Source organism: Candidatus Accumulibacter propinquus, from assembly GCF_056856495.1.
Window position 1 is genome coordinate 40,641 of record NZ_JBSEHC010000006.1, and the last position, 16,689, is coordinate 57,329.

The following is a 16,689-nucleotide window of genomic DNA, read 5'->3' on the forward strand; positions in this document are numbered from 1 at the left end:
AGAGCGAAGTTTAGCCCAGCATGCCGGTTCTCTGCCAGTTCCTATTACACTCTACGAAACTTGCCGAGGACAAGCGCCATGGACAGACACGAGGTCACCGCGCCGGTCGCCAGCGACGGCGACGGCTTGCGGGAATGCATCGATCCCCGGCGCCGCTTCGCCGGCGTCGCGCGCCTCTACGGGGCCGACGCCTTGCGGCGTTTTCAGCAGGCGCATGTGGCGGTGGTCGGTGTCGGCGGCGTCGGTTCGTGGGCGGCCGAGGGCCTGGCGCGTTCGGCGATCGGCCGGATCACCCTGATCGACCTGGACATCATCGTCGAATCGAACGTCAACCGACAGGTGCATGCGGTCGACGGGGAATTCGGCAAAGCCAAGGTCAGTGCCATGGCGCAGCGCATCCGCAGCATCAACCGCGATTGTGAGGTCAGGGAAATCGACGATTTCGTGACGCCGGAGAACGTCGACAGCCTTCTCGGAGGGGGTTTCGACTACCTGATCGACGCCATTGACCAGGTACGCAGCAAGGTCGCCATGATCGCCTGGTCGCGGCGCTGCGCGGTACCGCTGATTACCGCCGGGGGTGCCGGTGGCCAGATCGACCCGACGCGCATCGCGGTCGCCGACCTCGCGTTCACCATCCAGGATCCGCTGCTCGCCAAGGTGCGCGCACTCCTGCGCAAGGAGCACGGGTTTACCCGTGAAGCCAGGAAGAAGTTCGGAATCCCGGCGGTGTTTTCCAGCGAACCCCTGCGCCATCCGGAGCGCAGCGATAGCTGCGAGCCGCCGCGGACGCTGACTGGCCTGAGCTGTGCCGGCTTCGGTTCGGCGGTCTGCGTGACCGCACCCTTCGGGCTGCTGGCCGCCGGAGAGGTCCTCAAGCACCTGGCCGACAGTTCACCGCAGGGCGCCGGAGGTGGACCGCCCGGTGAATAGGGCGGGCGCACCGGGAAGATCGCGGCGCGGCCGGACTGTCGCGATTCGACCGGTGCGGTGCGCGGCCATGCCCGGCGTGTGGGGATTGTTCATTGAAATGCCGGGCCATCCATGGCACCATGCGTCCCAGACAAAATCCGGCTGAAGCATGGCGCTGAAAAACAAGAAAATTGTGGTGGTTGGCGGCGCCACCGGCATCGGCTTTGCGGTGGCTGGCAAGGCGTTGGACGCCGGCGCCAAAGTGCTGATCGCTTCGCGCTCGCAGGAAAGTCTGCAGGCGGCGCTGTGCCGGTTGGGGCCGGGTGCCAGCGCCGATCGGGTCGATGCCGGCGACGAGCAGTCGGTGAGGGATTTTTTCCGGCGCGTCGGGTCCTTCGATCATCTGGCCATGATCATCAAGGCGGCGCTGCCGCACGACACTTTCCTGAGCAGCGACCTGAACGCCGTGCGTGCCGCTTTCGAGACCAAATTCTGGGGTCAGTATCGCCTGGCCCGGCACGCCGCGGAATGGCTACGACCCGACGGTTCGATGGTGTTCACTTCGGGCGTCGCGTCGCGCCGGGCCACCCCCGGCATGTCCGTGGTCAGTGCGATGAACGCCGCGACCGAGGCGCTGGCGCGGGTGCTGGCGGTGGAACTCGCGCCGATCCGCGTCAACACCGTATCGCCAGGGCTGGTCGACGCCCGGCCGCTCGATCCGGCGCAGCCCGAACGGTTGCAAAAGCTGGTGCAGTACGTGCCGCTGGCACGCCTGGGTGGCACGGCGGAAATCGCCGAGGCCTACCTCTACCTGTTCGGCAATGCCTACACTACCGGCAGCGTGATGGTGGTCGACGGCGGCGTCGCCTGCTGAGGGCGGCGACACCATGTCTGCGACGATCGCCCGGAAGACAGTGTTTCTGATGTCGGGGCAGGGCTCGCAGTACTTCCAGATGGGCCGCCTGCTGTATGACAGCGAGCCGGTGTTCAGGGAGCAGATGGATCGCCTCGACGAAGCCGCGCAGTTCAGCCTCGGCGACTCCATCGTGCGCATCCTGTATACCCAGGGCAGGGGTCGGGGTGGCGACTTCTCGCGCACCGTGCATACCCACCCGGCAATCTTCATGGTCGAGTTCGCGCTTGCGCAGGCACTGATGGCGCGCGGGGTGCACCCCGATTACCTGCTTGGCAGCAGCCTGGGCGAATTCGTGGCGGCGGCGCTGACCGGGGCCGTCGCGCCCGAGGCGATGCTGGCTGCCTTGATCGAGCAGGCGCATGCCGTCGAACGACACTGCCAGCCGGGCATGATGCTGACCATACTGCACGACCCGGCACTCTACGACAGCGACCCGGTACTGCACCAGCGCAGCACCCTGGCCGGTATCAACTACGACCGGCATTTCGTGGTTTCCGGCGTCCGCGAGCAACTTGAACTTGTCTTGCGCCACCTGCAGGGGCTGGGCATCAGCGCCATCAAGCTACCCATCTCGCACGGCTTTCACTCGCCGGCGATCGACGCCGCCCGCGCGGCCGTGCCCCTTGCCAGCGCATCGCTTGACTTTGCTCCGCCGCGCGTACCGATCATTTCCTGCCGGACCGGGGCGCGGGTCGAGGCGCTGTCCGATGAACATTTCCGGAAGGTCGGGCGCGAGCCCATCCTGTTTCGTGAGGCGCTGCAGCACGTGCTCAAAACGGAGTCCGGGGACCTCGACTTCGTCGATATCGGACCGGCCGGCACGCTGGCCGGCTTCGTCAGGCAGCATCTGCCCGATGGCGGTGGTCACCGCACCTTCACGGTCATGTCGCCCTTCATCGACGACCGCGAGGGATTCAGGCAGGTCACGCAACAACTCGCGGCCGGCGCAGTCGGGACGGCCACCGGCGCAAGGAGCCAGCAGATGATCGCCTATATCTTCCCGGGCCAGGGCGCCCAGAAAAAAGGCATGGGGCAAGGCCTGTTCGAGCGGTTTCCCGATCTGGTCCGGCAGGCCGACGCGCTCCTCGGCTATTCGATCCGCGAGTTATGCGTAGACGACCCGCGCCGGCAACTGGACCAGACGCTGTACACCCAGCCGGCCCTGTACGTGGTGAATGCCCTGACCTATCTGTCGGAGCGGGCCAGCGCGGTGCGCGGCCCCGATTTCGTGGCCGGCCACAGCCTGGGCGAATACGATGCGCTGTTCGCGGCCGGCATGGTCGACTTCGAAACCGGCCTGAAGCTGGTGCAGCGCCGCGCAAAGCTGATGTCGCAGGCCAGGGACGGCGCCATGGCGGCGGTGATCGGGCTCGACGCGGAGGCGATACGGCGTTCCCTGGCGGCCGCCGGTCTCGATCAGGTCGACCTGGCCAACCTCAACACGCCGTCGCAAATCGTCATTTCCGGAGCTCGGGAAGACGTTCTGAAGGCGCGGCCAGTGCTCGAAGCGACGCCGGGTTGCCGCATGGTCATGCCGCTGACGGTCAGCGGCGCGTTCCATTCGCGCCTGATGGCCGCTGCGCAGAGCGAGTTCGAAGCCTTCCTGGCGCCCTTCGTCTTCTCCGAACCCCTGGTGCCGGTGATTTCGAACGTCAGCGCCCGTCCGTACACGCTCGACAGCGCCAAGGCGCTGCTGGCGCGCCAGATCACCCAGCCGGTGAACTGGGTCGAGTCGATCCGCTACATGTGGGGCCAGGGCGTCGAGGAATTCAAGGAATGCGGTTACGGCAAGGTGCTGACCGGGCTGGTCACCAAAATCCGGGCGGAATCGGCGCCCCTGCTGGAGGCAGTGCCGGCACCGGCGGCCGTGTCGCCGGCCAGGGTGCTCGCAGAGCCGCTGATCGCAGCACCTCCGGGCACGCTCGAGCCGCCTGCGCGCCAGGCCGGCATCAGCGCCGCCAGCCTCGGTTCGCGGCATTTCAAGGCCGACTACCAGGTGCAATACGCCTATGTCGTTGGCGCCATGGTGCATGGCATCGCCTCGGCGGCGATGGTGATCCGCATGGGCCGCGCCGGCATGCTGTCCTACTTCGGCAGCGGCGGCCTTGCCCCCGGCGCGGTCGAGCAGGCGATCGTCCAGATCCAGCAGGCGCTGCAGCCGGGCCAGCCGTACGGGGTGAACCTGCTGAACGGCTCGCACGAGGAGGCCAACGTGGCGCTGTTCCTCAAGCATGGCGTGCGCAATGTCGAGGCGTCGGCCTATCTGCAGATGACCAGTGGCCTCGTACGCTACCGCCTGTGCGGCCTCGAACGTGCCGGCGACGGCAGCGTGCTGGCTCGCAATCGCATCATGGCCAAGCTGTCACGCCCGGAAATCGCCGCCGCCTTCCTCAACCCGGCGCCCGAGCGTATCGTGCGCAGGTTGCTCGAACAGGGGCTGGTCAGCGCGCAACAGGCGGAATGGTCGACCCAGGTGCCGATGGCCGACGACATTTGCGTCGAGGCCGATTCCGGTGGCCATACCGACCGCGGCGTGGCCGCTACGCTGCTGCCGGCGATCCAGCGCCAGCGCGACGCGGCGATGGCCGCGCATGCCTACCGCAAGTCGATACGCGTCGGCTGCGCGGGTGGCATCGGCACCCCGGAAGCGGCGGCTGCGGCCTTCGTGCTGGGTGCCGACTTCATCCTCACCGGCTCGATCAACCAGTGTACGGTCGAAGCGGGTACCAGCGAGCTGGTCAAGGATCTGCTGCAGGAAATGCAGGTGCAGGACACCGATTACGCGCCGGCCGGCGACATGTTCGAGATCGGCGCCAGGGTACAGGTGCTCAAACGCGGCCTGTTCTTCCCGGTTCGCGCCAACAGGCTCTACGAGTTGTACCGGTCGGTCGATTCGATCGAGCAGATCGATCAGGGAACCGCCAGGATGATCCAGGAAAAGTATTTCCAGCGTTCCTTTGCCGAGGTCTATGAGGAATGTCGGCGCCATCATGACGCCGCCCAGATTGCAGTGGCGGATCAGCATCCGAAGAAGAAGATGGCACTGATCTTCCGCTGGTATTTCGGCCATGCCAATCGCCTGGCGTTGCAGGGTGACGCCGACCACAAGGTCGATTTTCAGATCCATTGCGGGCCGGCACTGGGAGGCTTCAACCAATGGGTCAAGGGCACGCCACTGGAGAACTGGCGCCGGCGGCATGCCGACGAGATCGGCTTGAAACTGATGGATGACACCGCGCGCCTGCTGATGCGGCGCTTTGGCGCGCTGTTCGAGCAGGATGCCGCGCCGCCGATCGACCGGCGCGTGGCCGATTGCGTGGAATGACGAGGAAGACGATGGAAGAGAAAATCCGGCGGTTTATCGAAGAAACCTTCATGTTCGAGTTCGGGGAAGAGATCACGACGGAGACCGACCTGTTCAAGGCCGGCGTGATCGATTCCTTCGGCTACATGCAATTGATGCAGTTTCTTGACAGTGAATTCGGTGTCCGCTTCGCGGACGAAGAATTGCTGAGCAACATCCTGGTCAGCTACGACAATCTGATCGCATCGGTGCGCGCCAGGATGGCGACGCAGGGTGTCCGCGAAGGCGCCGCATAAGCGGGATATCGCCCAGGAATATGGGCATCGGGGAGAGCTGATGTGTGGGATATCCGGGATCTACGGCGCGCCTCTGCAGGGTGTCGAGCCGGCCGAAGCGGTCAAGAGGATGCTGGCGCTGATCCAGCATCGAGGCCCCGACGAGGCGGGTTATTACGTCGACGACCGCCTGGCGATGGGTACCGTCCGTCTCAGCATCATCGATCTCGCCTCCGGCACGCAGCCCTTGAGCGATGCCGGCGAGCGGCACTGGATCTGCTATAACGGCGAGCTGTACAACTACCGGGAATTGCGCAGGGAACTGGAAGGTCACGGCTGCCGGTTCCGCACCCAATCGGACACCGAAGTTGTGCTGCAGGCCTGGCTGTACTGGGGCGAGCAGTGCCTGCCGCGCCTGAACGGCGCCTTCGCCTTTGCCATCTACGACCATGTTGCCGGCAGTCTGCTGCTGGCGCGCGACCGCTACGGCAAGCGCCCGCTGTTCTATGCGCAACACGCCGGGGCCTTGATCTTTGCGTCGGAAATGAAGGCCTTCCTGGCGTTCAGGGATTTCCAGTTCGCCGCCGACCCGCAGCAACTGTCCTCGATCTTCGCGCAGTGGACGCCGCTGCCGGCGCAGAGCGGCTTCAAGGGTATCCGCCAGTTGCCGATGGCCTGCTTTCTGCGCGTCCAGGAGGGTCAGCGCAGCGAAGGCTGCTACGAGCGGCTCGACTTTGCTCGCGGGCCGGCGGTCGCCAGCGAAGCGCAAGCCGTGGAGATGGTCAGGCAGGCGCTGACCGACAGCGTGCGCCTGCGCCTGCGCAGCGATGTCGAGGTGGGCGTCTACCTGAGCGGCGGGCTGGACTCATCGATCATCACCCAACTCGTCACGCAGATGTCGCCGCACAAGATCCACACCTTTTCGGTGGCCTTCGAAGACAAGTATTTTGACGAGTCGGATGACCAGAGCGAGGTCAGCCGCTGGCTCGGTACCGAGCACAGTGCGATCACGATCGGCCACGCAGACATCGCCGAAAACTTTCCGGCGGCGCTCTATCATGCCGAGATGCCGGCGTTCCGCAGCGCCTTCGTGCCGATGTTCCTGCTCTCGCAAGCGGTGCGCGCCAAAGGCATCAAGGTGGTGCTCAGCGGCGAGGGGGCTGACGAGGCCTTCCTCGGCTACGACCTGTTCAAGGAAACGCTGCTGCGCACGGCCTGGAAAAGTTACGACAACGAGGAGCGCAAGCGCCAGATTGCGCGCATGTATCCGTACCTGCGCCATTTTGACGAGGGGCACGCGGCGCCATTGCTGGGGCTGTTTCAGCAGTTCTCCGAAGAGCAGTTGCCGGGCCTGTTTTCGCATGAAATCCGTTTTCAGAACGGCCGCTTCGCCAACCGCCTGCTCCGGGACCGGGCCGATCCCTTCGGCGCCTTGCTGCAACTGACGCGCGCAGACGCCCAGTTCGCCGGCATGGGGCCGATCGAAAAGGCGCAATGGCTGGAATTCAAGACCCTGCTGGCGGGTTACCTGCTGTCGACGCAGGGCGAGCGCATGAGCCTGGCGCACGGCGTCGAGAATCGCTGCCCCTTCCTCGACCCGCAGGTGGTCAGGCTGGCGGCGACGGTGAACCTGCGCTTCGACAACGGCAGCAACGAAAAGTACCTGCTCAAGCAGGCCTTCGCACAGGTGCTGCCGGCATCGATCATCAACAAGCACAAGCATCCGTACCGCGCGCCCGACAGCGCCGCTTTCGTGAGGCATCGCCCCGATTACCTCGAAGTGCTGCTGTCCGAGGCCGAACTGAAGAACATCCCCTTTCTCGACACCGCCTTCTGCAAGGCCCTCACCAGAAAGATCTTCAACAGCGAGCCGGCCACGATCAGCACGCGCGAGAATCAGGCCTTCATCTTTCTGCTGTCGGTGGCCTTGCTTGATCGCCAGTTCGTGCGCCGGGAGGGCACGCCGGCGGTGTCCGTGAATAATCTTGAGCGGGTACTGGTCCGGGCCATCGACCGCAGAAGTGGAGTTCATTGATGTTCAGTTTCCTCCGCAAGCCGGTCACCCCGCCGCCGCGCAACGACGCCGCGCCCGACGACGTGGCCATCATCGGCCTGGCTTTGCGCCTGCCGCAGTCGGACACCCTGGAACAGTTCTGGAGCAACCTGGTCGAGCAAAAGTCGTCGATTACCGAGGTGCCGGCGCAGCGCTGGTCGAAGGACGATTACTATGGCGACCCGCGCCGGTTCGACGGCAAGACCAACAGCATCTGGGGTGGCTTCGTCGAGCATGCCGATTGTTTCGACGCCGAGTTCTTCAGGATCTCGCCACGCGAAGCGCAGAACATGGACCCCCAGCAGCGCTTCGCGATGGAACTGTCGTGGCAGGCCATCGAGGACGCCGGCTACCGTCCGAGCCAGTTCGCCGGCAGCAACACCGGCGTGTACATGGGCGTCTGCCACTGGGACTACGCCGAACTGTTCGAACAGACCGGGCAGAAGGTCGATGCCTATTTCCCGACCGGTACCGCCTATTCGATCATCGCCAACCGCATCTCGCATTACTTCGACCTGGCTGGCCCGAGCCTCATCAACGACACCGCCTGCGCCAGTTCGCTGGTGTCGGTCTACCAGGCGGTGCGCGCCATCCAGAACGGCGAAGTCGAGGCCGCGCTGGCCGGCGGTGTCAACCTGTGCTGGTCGGTCAACCATTTCATCGCCTTCAGCAAGAACGGCATGTTGTCCAGGGACGGCCGCTGCAAGGCCTTCGACGGCAGTGCCGACGGTTACGTGCGTGGCGAGGGCGGGGCGGTGCTGCTGCTCAAGTCGCTGCGCAGCGCGCTGCGCGATGGCGACAGCATCCACGCGGTAATCAAGGGGATCGGTACCAATCACGGCGGCCGCACCAATTCCCTGACGGTCACCAATCCCAGGGCGCAGGCACGCCTGATCACCCAGATCTATGCCGCCGCCGGTGTCCCCCCGGCCAGCGTCAGCTATATCGAGGCACACGGGCCTGGTACCCCGCTCGGCGACCCGGTCGAGGTCCTCGGACTGAAACTGGCGTTCCAGGAACTGCACCAGCGCTTCGGCTCGGCGATGCGGCCGGCCAGTTGCGGCATCGGTTCGGTAAAGACCAACATCGGTCATCTCGAGGGCGCCGCCGGCGTCGCCGGCATGCTCAAGGTGGTGGCCGCGATGCGGCACCGGACGTTGCCGGCCAACGTCCATTTCACGCGCTTGAATCCGATGATCAAGCTCGATGACAGCCCGTTCTACGTGGTCGCCGAAAGCGTCCCCTGGCAACCGGACGGCATCCGCCGCGCCGGCGTGAGTTCGTTTGGCTTTGGCGGCAGCAACGCGCACGTGCTGTTGGAAGAGTTCATCGCACCGGCCGTCACCGTCGCGGCGCCGGCCGACGCACCCGTGCTGGTGCCGCTGTCGGCGCGCGACCCGGAGCGCCTGCGCGTTCTGGCGCAGGCCTTGTCGGCGGAGTTGCAGGCGCGTCCTGCGGTCGAGCTGGCAGCGCTCGCCTGCACCCTGCAGCTGGGACGCGAAGCGATGGCCGAGCGTGTCGTGTTCGCGGTGAGCGAACTCCCTGAACTGGTCGGCAAGCTCGAAGCCTGGCTGGCGGGCAAGCCGGCCATCGCCGCATGCTGGGGTGGCAACTCAAGCCAGGGGGGCCGGCTGGTGAGCCTGTTGACCGACGATGACGCTTACCGAAGCCTGCTCCGGCAGTGGATCGCCGACCGCCAGTTGGCAAAGATCGGCGAATTCTGGGCGCATGGCGCGGCGATCGAATGGGAGCTGTTCTATCCGGCCGGCAAGCCGCGCAAGTTGCACCTGCCGACGTATCCGTTTGCCAGGGTTCGCCACTGGTTCCCGGATCCTGTCGGCGGTGTCGGTGTGGCGCAGGTTGAGCGGCTGCATCCGTTGCTGCACCAGAACATCTCGACGCTTCGGGAACAGGCCTACAGCGTCCGTTTCAGCGGGCGCGAGTTCTTTCTGGCCGACCATCACGTGGCCCAGGAGATGGTCCTGCCCGGTGTCGTCTATCTGGAAATGGTGCGCGCCGCGCTCACCCTGGCGCTGGAGCAGGCCGAGCCGCTGCTGCTGAAGAACGTGGTGTGGACGCGGCCGCTGGTACTCGCCGACGGCCCGGTCGATCTGCGGCTCAGCCTCACGCCGCAGGCAGATGGAGAACTCGCCTATGCGGCCTCCAGCGGCAGCGGCGAACAATCGCAGGTGTACAGTCAGGGTCGGGTGACCCGCGGCGACAGCGCCAGGCCGGCCGCGCTCGACCTGGCGCGCCTGCGGGCCGAATGCCCGGACAGCGTCACTCCTGCCGCCTGCTATGGCATGCTCGGCGCTGCCGGCATCGAGCACGGGGCCAGCTTGCAGGGCCTGCAAACGCTGCACCTCGGTCAGCGCCAGGTGTTGGCCGAACTGCGCCTGCCGGCCGGGCTCGCGCCGGCAGCGGCCGAGTACGTCCTGCACCCCAGCCTGCTCGACTCGGCGATTCAGGCCACCGTGGCCCTGCTGCGCGGCGAGGGGCCGGCGCTGCCGTTTGCGCTGCGCGAACTGCGCGTCGATGCTCCGTGCACGCTACAGATGTGGGCCTGGGTGCGCTACAGCGACAGCGCTTCGCCGATGCCGACCTTCGACATCGACCTCTGCGACGGGCAAGGCCAGGTCTGCGTGCGCATGGCGGGCCTGGCGCTGCGCCGGCTGGAAACCGCGACGGCCACGCCCCGCTCCGAGCCGGAGCTGCTGTACAGCCGTAACGAATGGCAGGATCAGCCGCGGCTGCCGGGCGACATCGACGCCGCGCAGACGCTCAGCGTCTTCGTGGCGCTGTCCGACCCGCAGCGCATCGCCGCGCTCGGGGAACAACTGGGGGATGCGCATGTCGAGGCTTTGCCGCTCGCCGCCGACAGCCTGGAAGCGGCCACCCTGGCCGTGCTGCGGCACCTGCAGACGCGGCTCGGCGAGCATCGCAAGACGCTGGTGTGCATCGTCGTCCCCGATACCGAGCAGGGGCACCTGCTGACGCCGCTGCTTGCCCTGCTCAAGACCGCACGCCTGGAAAGTTCGCGCATCGACGGCAAACTGATGCGCGTGGCCGGCCTCGCGGCGATGCGTGCCGGGCCACTGGCCGAGCTGATCGGCGCCGAAAGCCGTGCTTTCGGCCAGCATGTGCGTATCGACCCGCAGGGGCGGCGCCAGGTCCGGCTTCAGGTCGAACTGGCCGTCGCTGCCCCGACCACCCCGGTGTTCAGGGAGGGCGGGGTCTACTGGATCACCGGCGGTGGCGGTGGACTGGGCCAGATCGTCGCCCGCGAACTGGCACGGGCCGGTGACGTCAGGCTGGTACTCAGCGGCCGTTCCGGCGCGCCTGCCCACGATCTCGCGGTCGATTACTTCGCAGCCGACGTCAGCGATGCCGCCGACGTGCGCCGTGTGGTCGCCGCCATCATCGACAAGTACGGCGTGCTGAATGGCGTCATCCACTGCGCCGGCGTGCTCGACGACGCCTTCATCGCCAACAAGAGCGAACGGCAGGTGGCCGCCGTGTTCGCACCGAAGGTGAGTGGCGTGCAGCATATCGACCACGCCACCCGCGACATCGGGCTCGACTTTCTGCTGCTGTTCTCCTCGGTGGCGGCAGTCCACGGTGGTGCCGGTCAGGTCGACTACAGCGTCGCCAACGCTTTCCTCGATGCCTACGCCGAACAGCGCCAGGATCGGGCGCGCGCCGGCCAGTGCAGTGGCCGCACCATCGCCATCAACTGGCCCTTGTGGGCCGACGGTGGCATGCGCATGCCTGCCGCCGGCATCGCAGCGATGCGCCGCCGCGGCATGCTGCCGCTGCCGACCGAATCCGGTTTGAGCGCGCTTGCCGCAATCCTCGCATCCGGCCATGGCGGCGCGATTGCGCTGGCCTATGGCCAGGGCGACGCGCTGCGCCGGGACTTGCGCGCGGAATCGGAGCCCCCGGCTCCGGCGGCGGCAGTGGTGCCCGTCGATGTGTCCGGTCTGGAGGCGCGGACGATGACGCTGCTGAAGACCATTCTCGGCAAGGTGCTGAAACTGGATCCGCAAAAGATCCGGCCGAAGGAAAAGTTCGAGCAATACGGTTTCGATTCGATCATGGCCGTAGACATGATCCTGCAACTGGAGGAATTGCTCGGCTCGTTGCCCAAGACCCTGTTTTTCGAATACGTCGATCTGCAGGGTGTGGCCGGTTACCTGATCGAGGAACACCGGGCCGCTCTGGTCGCCAGCCTGGACCCGCAGTCCGCTGTGGCCGACGTCGGGCCGGCTCCGGCCGCGGGGATTGCGAACCGCTTCGTGGCGTCGTTGCCGACGCGACACGACAGTGGCGATGCGCAGGATTATCACGATATCGCCGTCATCGGCCTGGCCGGCCGTTATCCGCGCGCCGAGACCATGGAGCAGTTCTGGGAAGTGCTCAGCAGCGGCCAGCACTGCTTCGAGAAGATCCCGTCCGAGCGCTGGCGGCACGCCGGCATCTACCACGACCAGCGTGACATCCTCGGCAAGACGACCATCCGCAACGGCAGCTTCCTCAGCGATATCGACCGCTTCGATCCGCGCTACTTCAATATCTCGCAGCGCGACGCCGAGCTGATGTCACCCGAGGTGCGCCTGTTCCTGCAGGTCGGGGTCGAAGCCTTCGAAGACGCCGGCTATTCGCGCGAGCAGATGCACCAGCGCTTCGACGGCGACGTCGGGGTGCTGGTCGGGACGATGAGCAACCATTACGGCCTGTACGGCTTTCAAAACATGCTGGTCCGTGGTGCGCGTGCCAATGGCAGCTACACCGGCACCCTGCCGAACATGCTGTCCTATTTCTACGGGTTTTCCGGTCCATCGATCTTCATGGATACCATGTGCTCGGCCGCCGCCACGTGCATCGACCAGGGCGTGCACATGCTGCGTTCGCGGCAGTGCCGGATGGTGCTGGCGGGCGGCGTCAACCTGCTGCTGCATCCCTACAACTTCATCTCCAGTTCTCAGGAGCACTTCACCACCCGGACTTCGGAGTTGATCCGCAGCTACGGCCAGGGCGCCGACGGCACCATTCTCGGCGAAGGTGTCGGCGCGGTGCTGCTCAAGCCGCTGGTCGAGGCGGTCAGGGACCGCGACCACATCTACGGCGTCATCAAGGGCACGGCGATCAACAATGCCGGCGTGCGCAACGGCTTTACCGTGCCCAGCCCGGCGATGCAGGCCCGGGCGGTGGACAAGGCGCTGCGCGATGCGGCCGTCGACCCGCGCAGCATCAGCTATGTCGAAGGGCACGGTTCGGGTACCAAGCTCGGCGACCCGATCGAGATCAAGGCCCTGACCCAGGCCTACCGTTCGTATACCGAGGCGCGGCAGTTCTGCCCGATCGGTTCGGTGAAATCGAATATCGCGCACTTGCTGGCCGCCGCCGGGGTGGCCGGATTCACCAAGGTGCTGCTGCAGCTCAAGCACCGGCAGATCGTGCCCTCGCTGCATGCCGAGGAACTCAACCCCGACATTCCGTTCGCCGATTCGCCGTTCTACGTTCAGCGCGAGCTGTCCGGCTGGGAGCGCCCGAAGGTCGATGGCCAGGTTTATCCGCGGCGTGCCGGTGTCACTTCCATCGGTGCCGGCGGCATGAATTCGCACATCATCGTCGAAGAGTACAGCGCAACCCTGGCGCCGCGCCTGCCAAGCCAGCCACGCCTGGTGGTCGTGTCGGCCGGGAACCGGAGCCTGTTGCTGAGCTACCTGGAACGTCTGCGCGGATACCTGGAACGGCATCCCGACTGCGACCTGGCCTCGCTCTCGTATACGCTGCAGGTGGGCCGCAACGCCTTGCCGTGCCGCCTGGCCGTGGTCGTCGCCGACGCTGCGGCGCTGTTGCGGGCAATGGCCGATTTCGCGCGCGACGGTGTCGCGGACGGGCTCTGCCATGGCGACAATATCGTCACCGGCAATCAGGAATTCGACGACGCCGACATCGAGCGCGTGCTCGACGCCGCCAGCCTGGAGCGCATCGCCGATTACTGGGTACGCGGTGCGGCGATCGACTGGGATCGCCTGTGGGGCACGCAACTGCCGTACCGCATCTCGCTGCCCACCTGCCCCTTTGAAAAGATCCGTTGCTGGTACGCCGTCGATGCGGATGCCCCGACGGTGGAAAATCCCCTGTCTTCGCAACGCAAGTGGCACCCCTTCATCGGCCGCAACGTGTCCGACCTGGCCTCGGTGCGCTACGAAACCGACTTTCGGATCAGTGAACTGCTCGACTACGCTTTTCATCACGGCACGCGTCGGCAGATCCTGCCGAGTTTCGTGATCGACACCGCGCTGGCACTGGCCGGCATCGCCGGCGTCAGGGGCGAGTTCGTGGTGGCCGACCTGAAGTGGCATCAGGCCGGCGACTGGGAAGCGGTCGCTACCCTGCACATCGCCATTGCCGCAGCCACCGACGGCACCCATGCGGCGCAGATCGCCTGGCAGGGGCCGGACGACGCGCCGCGCTTGCTGGCCGAATGGCAGTTGCGGCCGGCGCTGCTGTCGCCGGCGCCGGCGCAACTGCCGGCAGCGCAGCAGACCATCGACGGCGCCGACTTCTACCGGGAACTTCAGGAGGGCGGTCTCGACTACGCGCCTTATCTCGAAGGCGTGCACCAACTGTCCCTGCTCGACGGCGGCGCCTGCCTGGCCACGCTGCAGGCACCGCTGCTCCGGCAACACCACTACCCGTCGAATGTGCGCATCGAGCCGTACGTGCTCGGCGCACTGGTGCAGGTAGCGCAATACCTGGCCAAGCGCGAAGGCCGCAGCGACTGGGCGGGTTATGCGCCGCTCGACATCGGCGAACTGGCGCTGCTGCCAGGCCAGGTCACGCAGGTGCTGCTGCACGGCTTGCGTGGCCGTGCCGAGCTGCTCGCCAGCGACGCGACAATCCTGGGCCGGATCGGCGGTATCCGCTTCGGCAACGCCGCCGCCGACGCCACGCCGCTCGCGGTGGTGACGGTGGCGGTGCCTGACGATGAAAGCGCACTGATCCGTGCCGATCTGGTGGCGCAGATCCGCGCGCACATGTCGGCGATCCTGAAATTCCCGCTCGCCGACATCGACACCCGCACCCCCTTCTACAACTTCGGCTTCGATTCGATCTCGATGACCGAACTGGCCGGCAAGATCAGCGTCGAGTTCGGGCTCAGCCTGACTCCGGCACTGTTCTTCGAGGTCGAGAACGCCGAGCAGTTGGTCGGGCACATGCTGGGCGCGCACCCCCTGAAACTGCAGGACCGCTGGCGACGCAAGCATCTGCGGCAGCGGCCAGCCGCCGCACCGCCAGGCGTTGCGGCGGCTGGCCTGGCGGGCAGTCGCGCGCTGGCGCGCAGCCCGGCCGGGCCCGGTCTGCCGATCGCGATCGTTGGCGCGGCCGGCAGATTTCCCGGCGCGGACAACCTTGATGCGTTCTGGGACCAGCTCGCAGCTGGGTACAACGCCATTGGCCCGCTGCCGATGAGCCGCTACGGCGAAGCCTACCAGGAGCTGGTGCGACAGGCCGATTTTCCCAAGCGGGCAGGCATCCTGCACGACATCGACCGCTTCGACGCCGCCTTCTTCAATATCTCGCCCACCGAAGCCGAACTGATGGACCCGCAACACCGGCTGTTTCTGGAGACGGTGTGGAGCGCGCTCGAACACGCCGGCTACCGTCCCGCCGCCCTGCCGGCCAGCACCGGCGTCTACGTCGGGGTGTCGGCGACCGACTACGCGACGCTGCTGGCGGCGCATGCGGTGCCGGCCGACGCCTACACCTCGACCGGCACCGCCCACTCGATGCTGGCCAACCGGGTTTCCTTCTTCCTCGACGTGCACGGCCCGAGCCAGGCCATCGACACCGCCTGTTCAAGTTCGCTGGTGGCGCTGCACCGCGCTGTCGAGAGCATTCGCAGCGGCCAATGCGCCATGGCGATTGCCGGCGGGGTCAACGTCGCGCTTACCACCGACACCTTCGTCGGTGCCCACATGGCGGGCATGCTGAGCCCTGACGGCCAGTGCCAGACCTTCTCGGCGCGTGCCAACGGCTATGTGCGCGGCGAAGGCGTGGCCGCGCTGGTGCTCAAACCGCTGCTTCAGGCCGAACGCGACGGCGATGCCATCCTCGGCGTGCTCCTCGGCAGTGCCGAAAACCACGGCGGCCGTGCCCATTCGCTGACCGCGCCGAATGCCAGGGCGCAGGCCGAACTGGTCGAGCGCGCCATGCGCGGCATCGATCCTTGCAGTATCAGCTACATCGAAACACACGGCACCGGCACCAGCCTCGGCGATCCGGTCGAGATCAACGGTCTGAAACTCGCTTTCGCCAGGCTGCACGCAGAACGCGGCGGCGCCGCCAGCGGCCAGCGCTGTGGTCTGGGTTCGGTGAAATCGAACATCGGTCACCTCGAAGCGGCGGCCGGGATTGCCGGCGTGGTCAAGGTCCTGCTGGCGATGCGGCACCGCCTGCTGCCGGCCAGCCTGCACTGCGATCCCCTCAATCCGTACATCGATCTGGCGGGCAGCCCTTTCCACATCGTAAGCGCAGCGTGTGCCTGGGAGGCGCCGGCACCGCGCCGCGCCGGCGTCAGCAGTTTCGGTTTCGGTGGCGCGAACGCGCATGTGGTGCTCGAGGAATATCCGCTCCGGCCCACCGCGCCGCCGGGCACTCCGGGACCGTGGCTGGTGGTGCTCTCGGCGCGCAGCGACGAGCGGTTGCGCGCGGTGGTCGGGAACCTGTGCCGGTGGATCGAGGGCGCCGCGCCCGCGGCCGATCTGCTCGAACGGATCGCATACACGCTGCAGGTCGGGCGCGAACCGATGTCGGAGCGGCTCGCGCTGGCGGCCGGCTCGCCGGAGGAACTGTGCCACCGGCTGCGCGCCTTCCTCGACGGCCGGGCCGACGCCGCGCAGGTGTTGCGCGGCTCGGTCAAGCGCCCCGACGGCGGCCCGGCCCTGCCGGCGGAGGGCGACCCGCAGGCACTGCTGCAGCGCTGGATCGCCGGCTGCGACATCGCTTGGGACGGTCTCTACCGGCAACAACCGCGGCGCATCGCGCTGCCGACCTATCCCTTCGCGCCGGATCGCTACTGGATACCGACGGTCGCCCCCGAGGTCGATGTCGCGCGCCTGCTGGACGCAGTGCTCGATGACGTGGTCAGTGTCGATGCCGCGATCGATGCCTTGCGGCGCGCCGGTTACGGGCAGTCGGAACAAATCTAGGAGAACGG

At 66.6% G+C, this 16,689-nt stretch carries 6 protein-coding genes; all 6 read left to right on the plus strand.

What is annotated here, in order from left to right; translation table 11 throughout:
* Nucleotides 1–60: 60 nt before the first annotated feature.
* Nucleotides 61–933 carry a tRNA cyclic N6-threonylcarbamoyladenosine(37) synthase TcdA gene (tcdA, locus tag AC15MQ_RS18695; protein ID WP_483080957.1) on the plus strand — a complete coding sequence of 291 codons (873 nt, stop codon included), beginning with the start codon at nt 61–63 and terminating at the stop codon, nt 931–933.
* A 148-nt stretch (nt 934–1,081) separates the two neighbouring features.
* The gene (locus AC15MQ_RS18700) at nt 1,082–1,786 is read left to right on the plus strand and encodes an SDR family oxidoreductase (protein WP_287654864.1); all 705 of its coding nucleotides are present in this window, start codon (nt 1,082–1,084) and stop codon (nt 1,784–1,786) included.
* A 13-nt stretch (nt 1,787–1,799) separates the two neighbouring features.
* Nucleotides 1,800–5,153 (plus strand): ACP S-malonyltransferase, encoded by a 3,354-nt coding sequence (gene fabD / locus AC15MQ_RS18705; protein WP_483080958.1) that lies wholly within the window; start codon nt 1,800–1,802, stop codon nt 5,151–5,153.
* A gap of 11 nt (nt 5,154–5,164) precedes the next feature.
* Complete coding sequence (locus tag AC15MQ_RS18710; RefSeq protein ID WP_483080959.1) at nt 5,165–5,428, plus strand: acyl carrier protein; 264 nt, start codon at nt 5,165–5,167, stop codon at nt 5,426–5,428.
* Between the two features lie 40 nt (nt 5,429–5,468).
* Nucleotides 5,469–7,442, plus strand: a complete 1,974-nt coding sequence (gene asnB, locus AC15MQ_RS18715; protein ID WP_483080960.1) for an asparagine synthase (glutamine-hydrolyzing) — start codon at nt 5,469–5,471, stop codon at nt 7,440–7,442.
* Nucleotides 7,442–16,681, plus strand: a complete 9,240-nt coding sequence (locus AC15MQ_RS18720) for an SDR family NAD(P)-dependent oxidoreductase (protein WP_483080961.1) — start codon at nt 7,442–7,444, stop codon at nt 16,679–16,681. Before asnB ends, AC15MQ_RS18720 begins: the two co-directional genes overlap by 1 nt.
* Nucleotides 16,682–16,689: the final 8 nt, after the last annotated feature.

Excerpts from the sequence above, each read along its gene's own strand:
- AC15MQ_RS18700 (WP_287654864.1), top strand. The coding sequence starts at position 1,082 with ATGGCGCTGAAAAACAAGAAAATTGTGGTGGTTGGCGGCGCCACCGGC.
- fabD (WP_483080958.1), top strand. The coding sequence starts at position 1,800 with ATGTCTGCGACGATCGCCCGGAAGACAGTGTTTCTGATGTCGGGGCAG.
- AC15MQ_RS18710 (WP_483080959.1), top strand. The coding sequence starts at position 5,165 with ATGGAAGAGAAAATCCGGCGGTTTATCGAAGAAACCTTCATGTTCGAG.
- asnB (WP_483080960.1), top strand. The coding sequence starts at position 5,469 with ATGTGTGGGATATCCGGGATCTACGGCGCGCCTCTGCAGGGTGTCGAG.
- AC15MQ_RS18720 (WP_483080961.1), top strand. The coding sequence starts at position 7,442 with ATGTTCAGTTTCCTCCGCAAGCCGGTCACCCCGCCGCCGCGCAACGAC.